The sequence below is a fragment of the Pseudoalteromonas sp. S408 genome (assembly GCF_005886645.1).
Lineage (GTDB): Bacteria > Pseudomonadota > Gammaproteobacteria > Enterobacterales > Alteromonadaceae > Pseudoalteromonas.
The window spans coordinates 1-13130 of sequence record NZ_PNDY01000022.1 but is presented as its reverse complement, the minus strand read 5'-3'; the positions used below and the strand labels follow the sequence as shown (position 1 = coordinate 13130).

Genomic DNA, 13130 nt, shown 5'->3' with positions numbered 1-13130 from the left:
ATAGTATATGTTAGATCCCTAAGTTACTATTTAAACAGAGTAATAAACTTGAGAACACATTGAATTATTTAGCTCACCTTTATTTTGCAAAGCCAACGGCTGACTCCCACTTTGGAAATTTACTAGGCGATTTTGGCGGCCATAGGCATGTGGCACAGCTGTCAGAGCCTGTAAAAAATGCGTTAAATAATCACTATCTAGTTGATAAGTTCACAGATGCACACCCCGTTGTTAAAGAGGCTAAACAGTATTTTTCGCCAGCGCGAAGGCGCTTTGCAGGCGTGGCAATAGATGTGGTGTTTGATCACTTTTTAATTACGCATTGGCAGCAGTTTAGCGAGCAACCTTTGAGTGATTTTAAACGTAACAGTTTTGGGCTTTTAAATCAGCGGTTGGCGCACATGCCACCGCGTATGCAGCGCGTAGTTACTAGCATGACTAAAAACGATTGGTTTAAAGATTACGAAACTATTAATGGTGTGGGGACTGCGCTAGACAACATTGCTAATCGTATTCGCTTTGCCAACCAATTTGCTGGCGCTGCCCAAGATATAAAACGCCATTACTACCAGTTGGATGAGGCTTTTTTAGCGTTTTTTCCACAATTAATAACGCATGTAACAGAGTTTAATGCAGAGGAGATTTAAATCTTTGTTAGTAAATATTAGGCGATTTTTTTGCTAACGCGTTTAGTCTTCTGGGCCATTTAATGTGAATTTTAGGTGTTTGCGCATGTCTTTTAAAATAACGCCTTTTTTAAGCATGGCGCCGCTTAATCGTTTTTGCCATTTTAATATGTCGGGCTCTGCGGTATCAAGGGCTTGTTGGTTTTCAAACTGAAAGCACATAAGTAACGAGCCCGGAAATAAGTGATACTCCACGTCAAACCAACATTGCAGCATACCGGGTAGTTCAGCGCGGCCTTGCTCTTCTATTTTATCGGCAACGTTAAGCACAAGCGCTTGTTGTTTTTCTTGTACTTTAGATAGTTTTTTCATTCTAGTGTTCCACTTGAGGGCATAATAATAGCCAGAGTGGGTCATTATACATCAGCTTTTAGTGCCCAACACCTTAAAGCTAAGTTAATAGTTATTTTCTAATAAACATAAGCTTAAACGCAGTAACTTTACTCGTCGCTTTTAGCATGGTTAACTTGGCGAGGGTTTTATAGCGTTTGGTTAAATACGTAAGCATAGGAGTCAATTTATTACGCCCAGTTTGTGTATAACAATAATAATTGCAGTTACTAAAGTGTTATTAATTAATAACTAAGTGACGTGATGATGCAAGTGATACGTACAAGTAGGCTTGCAGTTTAATAGGCGCAAGATGCTATTTTTAAGATTTAAAAAGGAAGTTGTGTTGTGAAAAATACGGTTGTTTTACTTTTAGGTATGTGGATTTTAAGTGGGTGTACGACTACCAACAACATTGAGTTTCCTGTTGTTGAAAAGAATGTTGCGTATTCTAAAGTGGCGTCGCTCGGTTTTGTAAATGCTAACGAAAAAATACACTATGGCAGTGGCGAATCACAATTTGCATTACTTTGGCGAGCCACGCATGCTGAACAAACTAAATCAAAGCCGTTGGTGGTATTACTGCATGGTGGTTGTTGGTTAAGTGCATACGACATAAAACATACTTATGCGTTAAGCACGGGCTTGGCACAGGCAGGGTTTAATGTATGGTCGGTGGAATATCGCCGAAGCGGCGAAAGCGGTGGCGGTTGGCCAGTTACATTTAACGATATAAAAGCCGGTATTTTAGCATCAAGTACTTACAATAGTGGTGAGTTTAAACTTAATAATGCTGTTGTTGTGGGGCACTCGGCTGGTGGGCATTTAGCGTTACTTGCGGGTGGAGAAATAAGTGAATTAAAAGGCGTAATTGGCCTTGCTCCCATTACCGATATTAAAGCCTACGCGGCAGGTACTAATAGTTGTCAAAAAGTAACTAAAGATTTTATGCAAGGTATGCCAAACGATAAGCCCGAACAATACACTCAGGCCAACCCAAGCGAGCAACCCTTGCATGCGCAAAGCATAATTTTACAAGGTGCGAATGACAGCATTGTCCCGGCGTATAAGTTAGAGCAACTTAATCGGCCGGTAGATTTACTCAAAGGGGTGGGGCATTTTGATTGGATACACCCAGGTTCTGCTGCTTTTAGCACGTTAGTTGAACATTTAAACGGAATAGATAAATGAATTTTGATGATATTGTAGCGCTTGATAAAGCCGATGTACTTGCAAGCAAGCGTGATGAATTTGATTTACCCGAAAATACTATTTATTTAGACGGTAATTCGCTAGGAGCTTTACCCAAAGCGGTTAAAACCAGAGTTGCGGCAGTAGTGAGCGATCAGTGGGGGAGTCATTTAATTAGAAGCTGGAACGATCACCAATGGATTGATTTACCTACGCAGGTTGGCGAAAAAATAGCGCCCATAGTTGGGGCCGAAAAAGGCCAGGTAATTTGTTGTGATTCGATTTCAATAAACTTATTTAAGCTTTTAAGCAGCGCGCTTATGTTAAACACGGGTCGTAGTAAAGTGTTATCAACGCAAGATAATTTTCCGACCGATTTATACATGGTGCAAGGCTTAAGCGACTTATTAGGCACTGATTTATGTCAATTAAAACTAGTTGAAGAGCAATGTATTGAGCAAAACTTAACTGACGACATCGCTGTATTGTTACTTACCCAAGTTAACTTTAGAAGCGGTAAGCTTTTAAATATGCAAAGGCTAACAAAGCTCGCCCAGCAAAAAGGTATTTTAGTGATATGGGATTTAGCGCACAGTGCAGGTGCATTGCCGGTTGAGTTGGATAAATGCAACGTTGATTTTGCAGTCGGCTGTGGCTACAAATATTTAAATGGTGGCCCAGGGTCACCCGCCTTTTTATATGTTGCTAAGCGCCACCAAAGTACAGTTAAACAGCCATTAAGCGGTTGGATGGGGCATGCGAAACCATTTGCATTTAATGCCCATTACGAGCGGCCAGAAAATATTAATCAGTATTTATGTGGTACGCCAAGTGTTATTGCTATGAGTGCGTTAGATGCCGCGCTTGATGTATGGGAAAACGTTAAAATAGGTGATGTGAGGGCTAAGTCGATTGCTTTAGCCGATATGTTTATTACCCTTGTGCAGTCGCATGCTAGCTTGGTTGATTTGCGTTTATGCTCTACTGAGGATTCAAACCAACGTGGAAGCCAATTGGCTTTTTCGCATAACCAGGCATTCGCTATTTGCCAAGCATTAATAGAAAAAGGCGTTATAGCTGACTTTAGAGCGCCTAATATTTTACGGTTTGGTTTTACGCCTTTGTATACCTCGTTTGAAGATGTATGGAACGCAGTGAATATTTTAGTTGATGTAGTAACAACAAAGCTATACGCCGAGCCAAGGTTTAACTTACCGGGCAAAGTAACTTGATAAAGTTGGCCAATTGCTTTGGTTTATTTTGCTTAAGCAATTGGCCTTTAGCTGTACTTACAAGCTTGTTATTAACTACTGAAACTTAAAGTTTTTCATTGTATGTTGTAGGGTTGCAGTATTAAGTTGCATTTCATTAAAAATTACTTCTTGCTTACGTGCGGCTTCAACTTCGTGATTTGCGTATTCAAATACGCTTGCAGCATCCACTGCTATATTCGACGCAACTGCCGACTGTTGTTCTGCGGCTGATGATACGTTCATGGCTAAGTTTTCGAGTACTTTACTTTGTGCATGTACTTGCTCAGACACTGTCCTTGCTTGATCAAATCGCTCTAAAGTGGCTTTTGATAATTTAGAACTTGCTACAATTGAGCTAACTACTTGGTCGCTGATAGACTGTAACTCGCCGAGCAAAGACGAAATTTTTTCTGATGATTCTTTACTGTTTCCTGCAAGGCTTCTCACTTCGTCGGCAACAACGGCAAACCCTCGGCCGTGCTCTCCGGCTCTAGCTGCTTCAATTGCGGCGTTTAGTGCAAGTAAATTGGTTTGTTCAGCTATGTTACTGATTGAGTCTAAAATGGACGATATGCTGGCTACTTGCTGATCCATTTTACTCACTACTTCCTCTACATTAGACATGCCTGTAGCAAGCTCACTAATAGAGCTTTGGCTCAGTTTGTTATCTTCAATTAATAGGGTTGCTTGTTTGTTTAATTCGTCACTCGAGCTGAGTGTTTCAGAGGCTGAGCCTGCTATTTCGCGGCTTGTTGCAGCCATTTCTTCTATTGCGGTGGCTATATTACTCGCCATGGCCAATGTTTTGTTTGAATCATCAAGTACTGTTTTGGTTGCAGTGCTCATATCATCGCTGAGTTTGGAGCCTGAATTGATTGAATGGTCGAGCCCCAATAACAGGTCTTTAAAAGCGAAAATAGTATTGTGAATGGCATTTGATATTTCGCCGAGTTCATCTTTACTTTTAAGCCTTATGTCTATTGTTAGGTCGCCTTTTTCGGCTTTAAGTAATAGTGACGTTAGTTGGCTCAACTCTTTTTTGAGGGTACTTAATAAATGAAAGTTTAGGTACGCTATGATAGCTAATGTAACTAAAAAGTAGGCAATAGTGAGTGTAAGCGTTGTATCGGCTGCTTCTTTTAATTCAAGGCCATCTTTATCAACCGTATTCCATTGGGTGTCTAGTAATTGTTTAATTTGAGTTATTTGTTGTGTTGCCATAGGAAACCACTCCGACGCTGCCGGCAAAGTCGTAAAATTTGGGGAGTTTGTGTTGAGTAATGTATTTGTTATTACATTAATTTTACGTGAGTCATCGCTTTGTATAATACTGTTAAAGCTTTGCAATTGTTGGCCTTGTAAGTTAGCTATTAAGTATTGATTGAGCAAATCTATTTCTGAATTGTATAGGGCAATATTTTGCTGCGTAACACTCGTTAATTGCTTTTTAGCTAGAGTGCCGTTTATTTTCCCTCGGTTTTGACCTAAGCGCTCTTTATAGTGAGCAAGTAAAAAAGCAATATTGAGATCTTTAGATAACACTGGGTGCTTTATTTGGCTGCTCAGGTTTGCCGCTACATCAAGTGAAATTTGGTTTAGTTTACTGTAAAACGCGAATGCATCAGGGGCTGCTTTATTATCAACTTGAGTGCGTAATGCCGCTTTTTCAGCATTGAGATCAAAAAGAATACTTAAATTTTTAGAGACCTTTGTAGAATTTTTAGTGAGTTGAGCACTTACCGACTTTAAATGCTGTATTGAAGCATCTGCCTTTTGGCGTTGCGCGAGTACTTTGTTTTTTGCTGCGTCTGAGCCACCTCCTAAAAATCCTGCTGTTAAACCGCGCTCTACAGCATGATTATGTGCCACTTTTTCAAGCGCATCGAGAAGGCTAATTAACGTTATATCTTGCTGTAGTGTTTGCGACTCTTGCCATTTATTTGTGATATTTTGTATTAAAAGTATAAAAATAAAAACCATTAATATTATTGAGGTCAGCAAAGAGAGTTGAATAATAGATAGTCGCCCAAGTAAGCGATTCATAAGGTCAGTCCTATAGTGTATTTATCTCAGTATTTTGGTTAAGCAATGGTTGAGCTGGTAAACGGCTATTAGCTATTTAATACATAAAGCGTAGTGTAGTTTTTAATAAATTCACCTGAGCAAGCGAGTTAATTTGATGAACAACGTTGTTTGTGAGGTATTTAACAGTGCTTTGTTTACTAACTATTGCAATTTTGTAAGCATTTTGGTGGTGGTTACCTTGTTATTGTTTTGCTTAAGTTGAGATAATGATAGGTGAACCAATTTAACGGACTAATTAAAATGAATAAATTTATACTTACCCCGCTTGCTATTACACTTTCTTTAACGCTTAGCGCATGTGGTGGCTCTTCATCAGAGAGTAGCTCTGGCAGCTCGTCAAGCGGTGGCAGCACAGTTCAACTTCAAACTATTGCCTTACAAACATTAACACGCGAATGCGGGGCTGATTCAGCGTATCAAGCAGATGTTGTTTTTCATAGTGATGATGGTGATGCTATCGGTTCTGTTAAAACCGATGCAGAAGGTAAATTTTCAGGTGAGTTACCCTCAGGTACCAAACATGTATCAGTACTAGGTGATGTGTTTGATGAAGAAGACGGCGGTTATAAGCAAATTATCACTGAGCTTGATATTGAAAATAGAACTAACTTAGGCACCTTTTATTTTAATGACTTCACAGGTGATTGTGGATGTACTGAATATAATGTTGATACAACAGCGCTAAGTACGATTGCGTCTGATTACACAATATATCAATCACAAGGTAATGAAGTTTCAGGGTCTGTAAATATTTGCCCGAATGATAACAAGCTTTATTTAACGGCGCTTTCTAGGTACTCAGTTGATGCGAAAGCTGCCGTTATTGATATACCGGTAAACTCATCAGTTATTACTCTCACGGATGAAGACTTTATTCATGACGGTGTTGAAGTTCCAGTTCAATTAGATGTTGATGCTGATTATGCTAGTACTCGAGGTTATATAGAAGCTGATAATACGTATAGGTTTGTTCAATATAGTGGCTCTGATATATCAAGCACGCTTTTTGTATTCCCAACAGTGACTGAGCATAATTTTTATGTGCAGCTTGATTTTATGTCAGACCTTATGAATGTAGATGGTGTTGACGTTGAGATTCAAAGTTATGCCCGAAGCGCAATAGACAGTAATGGTGGTTATCAGCTGACCACGCTTCCGAGCGTTACTGATGATTTAGGGTTTAGTTTACTTCAATTTACTGAAAACAGTGATTCAAGCTTTGACTTTGGTAATGTTGACAACCGATTTGCTCGCACAATATGGGGTTACAGCTTTTTAGTTGATGATGCAGCAGAAAGCCGATTTGATTGGACAATAAAAGCGGGCATAAGTGGTCAAATTCCAGATCTATCTTTTGGTAGTGTATTCCCTGAACCTACCGACGAGGTTATTTTAGAAGAGTTAACGGTATTACTTTATGGTTATGCTGGAAATGCAACCGATGCAAACAGTTATACAAAACTTTTAGACACGATTTCTGAAGGTGGGCATTTAACTAAGCCAGAGTTTAGCAACTACGTGTATACATTTGTAAGTGCTGAAATATATTAGGCTTTGCGTTAAGTTACTTTTATAAGGCCACACTTGTGGCCTTTTGCTTTTTAAATTTACTCACACTAAATTTTACCTACCAATACCTCCTTCTTCCTGCTCTTTTTTACTGCATCAATAACAATAAAAGAGCGCCTACTTTAGTTAAATTAAACTTATTATTAATAAAATGTGTAAACTGATTGTTTAAATTTAGCAATAATAAATTATTTAAAAGTAATCTAGACTGTAAATCACTCAATTGGCAAGCATATGCGGTGTTACTGAGTTTACATAACAACAGATAATTTTAGAGGAATTTATTATGAAGTATTAAGGGTATAAAACGTTCACAACAGCGCAAGAAGAGGGCGTACTCACCGTAACATTCGATTATGGAACAGTAAATGTGCAAGGGTTCACCATGCTTGCAGAGCTCAACAGCTTAGCTATGAGATTGGAGCGTGACCGCAGTACAAAAGTGGTTGTGTTTCAATCTGCAAATCCAGAGATTTGGGTTTGCCACTATGACACTGAGTTACTTAAAGATATGTCTCAAGAAGCGTTGTCACGCGATGATGTTAAGTTACTTGACTTGCAATCTGTTTGTGAGCGCATTAGTAAAGTACCTCAAGCAACTATTGCAAAACTAGAAGGGTTTGCACGCGGGGGCGGCCATGAACTTGCACTTGCTATGGATATGCGTTTTGCAGCTCGTGGTAAATTTAAGTTTATGCAAATGGAAGTGGGTATGGGGATTTTACCTTGTGGCGGTGGTGCATCACGTATGGCACGCCAAGCAGGGTTAGGTAGAGCACTTGAAATTATATTAAGTGCACGTGACTTTGATGCTGATGAAGCGCAAGCATATGGCACAATTAACAAAACTCTAGAGCCAGATGAAATTGGCCCTTATGTTGATACCCTAGCAAAGCGAATTGCACAATTTCCTGCAGAATCAATTAACGCATGTAAGCAAGCTGTTTATGAATCAATAGATAAACCAATTGATGAAGCACTTAAGGCTGAGGCGTACTGGCTATATCAAGCAACTAGCAAAACACCAGCAATTAAGCGTTTTGCGGCCGCGGATGAACAAGGCTTAGAGCACGACATTGAAAACCAACGTAACTGGAATGAGTTAGTGATGAAGGTCCAGGAGATAAAGTAATAACTCATACAGTCAAATTGATTAAAGTCATACTTAATTACAATAGATAGGAGTTAGTATGTTAGGCGAAGATCATTCACTTATTAATGAATTTCCATCATATAAAGAAAAAATTATCGCGTTAAGTTCGACTAATGCGGAGTTTGGAAACGATGCAAAGCGCTATCATGAGCTTGATAAAGAAATTAGAACACTTGAGCTAGATAACGCGCCCATTGGCGATGAGGCTTTACATAAATTAAAGCAAGAGCGTGCAATATTAAAAGATGCGTTATATTGCCAATTGTTGAAAGCTTAATAGTGAGTTATGAATAAACACACTATTAATACCTTAGCTGAGTATTAAATGAGTGTGGAACTGTATAATAAGCAGCCTTATGGCTGCTTATTTGTATTGGGTATAATTAAAGTACGTATTAGTTTACTGTGTGTTTTCCCAATATGGGATTTCACCATAATGCTTTATAAAAAAGTCTATAAACGCACGCACTTTTGGCGCAAGCAATCGAGAGCTTGGATATACCGCCCAAATGGCAGGGTTTGAATCCATGGGGTAGTCTTTTAATATTTGAACTAGGGTTCCTTGTGCTAATGCTTGGTGAACACACCATATTGATGAGATGGTAATGCCGGCTCCATCAATGCATGCATCTCTTATTGACTCTCCATTATCAATACGAATATTGCCTTTAACTTTAATTTTTTCAATGCCGTTTGCTGTTTTAAAATTCCAATGATCGATACCAATTAAGTTAATACAATTGTGGTTAAGAAGGTCGTGTGGTGTTTTAGGTTCTCCGTGTTCTGCTATGTAGCCTGGTGAGGCGCATATAATTCTATGGTCGCGGGCTAACTTCCTGGCTACGAGGGTTGAATCGTTAAGCTCGGCATTTCTGATAGCGATATCAAAACCACCTTCTACCATGTCTACAATACTATCACTTTGTCTTAAATCCACTTTAAGCTCAGGGTGCTGCTCAACAAAAGCTTTAAGTGCGGGCACTATATGCATACGACCAAATGAGGAAGGGGCTGCAACACGAATCGTGCCTTGGGGGGTAAAAGAGCCTGCGCCTACAGCTGCTTTTGCACTATTTATAGCATTTAAAATCTCTTCGGCGTGAGGTAAAAATTCACGGCCTTCCTCTGTTAATGATACTCGTCGTGTAGTGCGATGAATAAGTTTTACACCAAGCGATTCCTCAAGCTTAATAATATGCATGCTGGCGACCGGCGGCGACAGACCTAGTTCAGCGCCTGCTGAACTAATATTGTGTGTAGAGGCAACACGAACGAATAACTTGATGTGTTCATTGTTCATTATTAAAGCCTATTATTAATGAAATTTTAAAACTGATTATTCATTTCAGTGTATTATCATATATATGGTTTGTAAATATACTCTATGCACAAACTAAATAAGAGGGTTACCATGAAAGCGATGATTATTAATGAGTTTGGCGCAAGTGATGTATTTAAAGCTGCAGATATTGTTAAACCAGCTGTAAAAGAAGGCCATGTAGTCGTTAAAGTAATGGCTACGAGCGTAAACACGGTTGATATGATGATTCGTCAAATGGGTGACGCATTAGCTCCCTTATCGCCAGCATTACCGGGTGTATTAGGTATGGATTTTGCCGGTGTTATTGATGAAGTTGGCGATGGGGTAACCGGATTTGCTGTAGGCGATGAGGTATACGGCTGCGCTGGTGGGTTGGCAGAGTTACAAGGCGCGTTAGCAGAATATATGCTGGCCGATATTAAGTTAATAGCACACAAACCTAAAACATTGTCTATGCGCGAAGCGGCAGCTATTCCTTTAGTAGGTATTACGGCTTATGAGGGCTTAATGCGCGCTTCAGTAAAGCCCGGTCAAAAAGTGTTAGTGCACGGTGGATCTGGTGGCGTTGGGCATATTGCTTTGCAGTTAGCTAAGTATTTTGGTGCTGACGTATTTGCGACAGGTGGTGGCGATAAGCAATCAGCACTAATCGAAAAACTAGGTGGCACTGCCATTAATTATAAAACGCAGAGTGTTGCCGATTATGTTAAGGCACACACTCAGGACGCGGGTTTTGATGTTGTTTACGATTCAATTGGTGGTGCAAACCTACTAAAATCGTTTGATGCTGCTGCCTTAAATGGTCATGTTGCTACTACGGTATCGTTGGCAGAAATAGATTTAACTCCTGCTCATTTTAAAGGGCTGTCGTTACATGTTGTATTTATGCTTATACCTATGCTGCACAACCATAAACGCCAGCAGCATGGTGAAATATTAGCTAAGCTTGCAGCAATTATTGATGAAGGGCACCTTATGCCTGTGTTAGATAATATTGAATTTAACCTTGAGGATGCCGGTAAAGCGCATGATCGCCTTGCGAGTGGTGAAGGTATGGGAAAAGTGGTTATTTCACTATAAATTGTCGTGTTGATTTTAACCGAGCACTTATTAAATGTGCTCGTTTTTTTTGATTATTTATCGGTAAAATCACTCTATAAAGATTTACGGTTGAATAGCCGTAAATTCAATTGAGATCTATTTGTTTCGATAAAAATAATGTAGTTAAGTCTGTTATTTTTATCAGAGCTTCTTTATCTGCATGGGTCCATGATATTTTCGACCCAATACTTTCGCAGCAAATCACGCCTAGTGCTTTATTATCTTTAAAATAAATGTAGTCAAGTAGTGAGTAAATATTGTATGGCTCAAAATAGCTTTTGGTAAAGCCTTTTGTAACTTCGTGATTTCTTGCATCGGGGGCATCAAGTATTTGGTGGCTTAGTATGTAGTTAAAGTAATCTGGGTAGTCTTTTGCTGTTAATACTGAGTCAAGAATGACTTCATCGTTCTCATCAAGGCACATTAAGCAATTTATCTCAGAGTATTCTTCATTAAACAACCATAAGCTGACTCTGTTGGCCGCAGGTATTAATCTTTTTAGTTCACTGCATGTTTGTTTGAGTTTGTGTTCTCTTTTAATGCTCGGATCACTAATTTTTATTGCTAAGTCTTTTAGGTTTTCATTGTTTGGGTTGTAAACATTAAGCAAGCTGTTCAAGCTATCTTTATTAAACGGCTTAGTTAAATAACCGTCCATGCCAATATTTAGGTAATGCTCAATATCTTGTTTCATTGTGTTGGCAGTCATGGCTATTATAGGTATTGATTTGCCTTTGTCTTGCGTTCTTATGGCCTTAGTTGCTTCAACCCCATCCATTACTGGCATCTGAATATCCATAAAAATTAAATCAACGTGGTTGGTAATAAAGTAATCAACGCACTCTTTACCGTTTTCACTAAAAACCACTTTTGCATTATGTGCTTGTAACATTTTACTGACGACGATTTGATTTATTTTATTATCTTCCGCCACTAAAATAGTACAGCCTTGTAAATTAGTTACTTCTTTGTTTTTCTTTAATAAACTGTCTAATATCGATGCTTCAAAACTTTGTTGGTAAATAAATGTAGAGCCTTTGTTTTCTTTACTGGTAAAACTGATTTTGCCATTCATTAAATGACTTAATCTATTACAAATGGAAAGGCCTAACCCTGTACCACCAAATTTACGAGAGGTAGATGAGTCAGCTTGATGAAATTCTTTAAATAAGTTTGCTTGTGCTGCTTTGTTTATGCCTATACCAGTGTCTATAACTTCAAATACTATGTTCTGTGTATTTAAAGAATGACCTTTTAGATTGATTATTAAATCAACGTGTCCAGCTTGAGTAAATTTAATTGCATTTGAGCATAGGTTATTTAATATTTGCGATATTCTTAGTGGGTCACCTTTTAATGTTTTAGCCACTTTTTTATCTATTGATACATTAAACTTTATACCTTTATCAGAGGCTTGTTTTTTTAGTGGCTCAATTACGCCATAAACAACGTCTTTAAGGTTGAAGTCGATATGCTCAATGTCTAACTTTCCGGCTTCTATTTTTGAAAAGTCTAAAATATCATTCACTATATTGGATAAAATATTGGCTGAGTTTAGAATGCTTTTTAGCGCAATATCTTTTTCATTATTACTGCTATCAGATAAGCCAAATTCGGCTAAGTTTAAAATACCATGAAGTGGGGTTCTTAGCTCATGCGACATATTAGCTAAAAATTTACCTTTTAAATCATTAGATGTATCTGCTTCAGTTTTTAGTTTTTCAAGCTCTTGATTATGAACTTTTTGCTGTTCTAATGCTTTACTTAGCTCTCTATTTTTTAGCCTTAACTCTAATTGGGCTATTACCTCTTTACCTAAAATAGTTAATGCGCTTATTTGCTTTTTTGTTAGTTTTTTGGGTTTATCACTAATTACACATAAAGTACCAATTGTACTGCCTTGCGGTGTGATAAGGGGCGCGCCTGCATAAAAGCGAATGTTGGGGTCGTTGGTTACTAAAGGGTTGTCGTGAAAGCGTTCATCAAGTAATGCATTTTGTATTTCAAACACTTGATCTTGCAAAATAGCATGAGAGCAAAACGCTATATCACGCTCTGTTTCACTGGCATCAATACCGTACTTTGATTTAAACCACTGTCTTTGCGGATCGACAAGGCTTATAAGTGATATTGGTGTATCACATATATCTGAAGCTAGCTGAGTTAAATCATCAAATACTTTTTCTGCATCGGTATCTAATATTTCATACTCATATAAGGCTTTTAATCGAGACTGCTCATCTTCAGGAATTCGTGCTTTTTGCATAGTAATACCTAATGTTTATATAGAGTTACTATAGAAGTAAATTAGTAGTAATAGCAACTTTTAGCTGCAAATTCACGGAAAAAATGGGGTGTTTCTTTAGTTTGTAGTGACTTAGTGACTTAGTGTTATAAAGTAGAGTTACTTTTATAGTTTAAATAATAAAGAGCCAAATAAT

The 13130-nt window shown here is 38.4% G+C and carries 10 protein-coding genes and 1 pseudogene; 7 read left to right on the top strand and 4 right to left on the bottom strand.

Annotation, left to right across the window (positions count from 1 at the left end):
* The first annotated feature begins 59 nt into the window (after positions 1–59).
* Positions 60–647: an acyl carrier protein phosphodiesterase gene (locus CWB62_RS15295; protein WP_058403150.1), complete on the top strand. Its 588-nt coding sequence runs from the start codon at positions 60–62 to the stop codon at positions 645–647.
* A 42-nt stretch (positions 648–689) separates the two neighbouring features.
* Here CWB62_RS15295 and CWB62_RS15290 read toward each other — a convergent pair whose 3' ends face one another.
* The gene (locus CWB62_RS15290) at positions 690–998 is read right to left on the bottom strand and encodes a hypothetical protein (protein ID WP_138527826.1); all 309 of its coding nucleotides are present in this window, start codon (positions 996–998) and stop codon (positions 690–692) included.
* A gap of 366 nt (positions 999–1364) precedes the next feature.
* Between CWB62_RS15290 and CWB62_RS15285 the strand changes: the two genes are divergently transcribed.
* Together CWB62_RS15285 and kynU are read left to right on the top strand one after the other, a co-directional pair.
* Positions 1365–2207 (top strand): alpha/beta hydrolase family protein, encoded by an 843-nt coding sequence (locus CWB62_RS15285; protein WP_138527824.1) that lies wholly within the window; start codon positions 1365–1367, stop codon positions 2205–2207.
* Complete coding sequence (gene kynU, locus CWB62_RS15280; RefSeq protein ID WP_138527822.1) at positions 2204–3439, top strand: kynureninase; 1236 nt, start codon at positions 2204–2206, stop codon at positions 3437–3439. Before CWB62_RS15285 ends, kynU begins: the two co-directional genes overlap by 4 nt.
* A gap of 75 nt (positions 3440–3514) precedes the next feature.
* On the opposite strand, the gene CWB62_RS15275 is transcribed toward kynU, so the two are convergent.
* Positions 3515–5503 carry a methyl-accepting chemotaxis protein gene (locus CWB62_RS15275; RefSeq protein ID WP_138527820.1) on the bottom strand — a complete coding sequence of 663 codons (1989 nt, stop codon included), beginning with the start codon at positions 5501–5503 and terminating at the stop codon, positions 3515–3517.
* Between the two features lie 282 nt (positions 5504–5785).
* On the opposite strand from CWB62_RS15275, the gene CWB62_RS15270 reads away from it, so the two are divergent.
* The 3 genes and pseudogenes from CWB62_RS15270 (at position 5786) to CWB62_RS15260 (ending at position 8544) form a co-directional block, all read left to right on the top strand.
* On the top strand, positions 5786–7096 hold the full coding sequence (locus tag CWB62_RS15270; RefSeq protein ID WP_138527818.1) for a hypothetical protein: 1311 nt from the start codon (positions 5786–5788) through the stop codon (positions 7094–7096).
* 316 nt (positions 7097–7412) lie between these two features.
* A pseudogene (locus tag CWB62_RS15265) lies at positions 7413–8246 on the top strand (enoyl-CoA hydratase/isomerase family protein); the annotation flags it as partial.
* A gap of 58 nt (positions 8247–8304) precedes the next feature.
* Positions 8305–8544, top strand: a complete 240-nt coding sequence (locus tag CWB62_RS15260; protein ID WP_058403144.1) for an HP1242/YdcH family protein — start codon at positions 8305–8307, stop codon at positions 8542–8544.
* A 123-nt stretch (positions 8545–8667) separates the two neighbouring features.
* Here the strand turns inward: CWB62_RS15260 and CWB62_RS15255 are convergent, their stop codons facing one another.
* Positions 8668–9567, bottom strand: coding sequence for a LysR family transcriptional regulator (locus CWB62_RS15255; protein WP_058403143.1), 900 nt, complete (start codon positions 9565–9567; stop codon positions 8668–8670).
* A gap of 111 nt (positions 9568–9678) precedes the next feature.
* Between CWB62_RS15255 and CWB62_RS15250 the strand changes: the two genes are divergently transcribed.
* The gene (locus CWB62_RS15250; RefSeq protein WP_138527816.1) at positions 9679–10668 is read left to right on the top strand and encodes a zinc-dependent alcohol dehydrogenase family protein; all 990 of its coding nucleotides are present in this window, start codon (positions 9679–9681) and stop codon (positions 10666–10668) included.
* 106 nt (positions 10669–10774) lie between these two features.
* On the opposite strand, the gene CWB62_RS15245 is transcribed toward CWB62_RS15250, so the two are convergent.
* Entirely contained in the window at positions 10775–12955 is a 2181-nt protein-coding gene (locus tag CWB62_RS15245; RefSeq protein WP_058403141.1) for a GAF domain-containing hybrid sensor histidine kinase/response regulator, read from the bottom strand.
* Positions 12956–13130 lie beyond the last annotated feature (175 nt).

Excerpts from the sequence above, each read along its gene's own strand:
- CWB62_RS15290 (WP_138527826.1), bottom strand. The coding sequence starts at position 998 with ATGAAAAAACTATCTAAAGTACAAGAAAAACAACAAGCGCTTGTGCTT.
- kynU (WP_138527822.1), top strand. The coding sequence starts at position 2,204 with ATGAATTTTGATGATATTGTAGCGCTTGATAAAGCCGATGTACTTGCA.
- CWB62_RS15275 (WP_138527820.1), bottom strand. The coding sequence starts at position 5,503 with ATGAATCGCTTACTTGGGCGACTATCTATTATTCAACTCTCTTTGCTG.
- CWB62_RS15270 (WP_138527818.1), top strand. The coding sequence starts at position 5,786 with ATGAATAAATTTATACTTACCCCGCTTGCTATTACACTTTCTTTAACG.
- CWB62_RS15260 (WP_058403144.1), top strand. The coding sequence starts at position 8,305 with ATGTTAGGCGAAGATCATTCACTTATTAATGAATTTCCATCATATAAA.
- CWB62_RS15255 (WP_058403143.1), bottom strand. The coding sequence starts at position 9,567 with ATGAACAATGAACACATCAAGTTATTCGTTCGTGTTGCCTCTACACAC.
- CWB62_RS15250 (WP_138527816.1), top strand. The coding sequence starts at position 9,679 with ATGAAAGCGATGATTATTAATGAGTTTGGCGCAAGTGATGTATTTAAA.
- CWB62_RS15245 (WP_058403141.1), bottom strand. The coding sequence starts at position 12,955 with ATGCAAAAAGCACGAATTCCTGAAGATGAGCAGTCTCGATTAAAAGCC.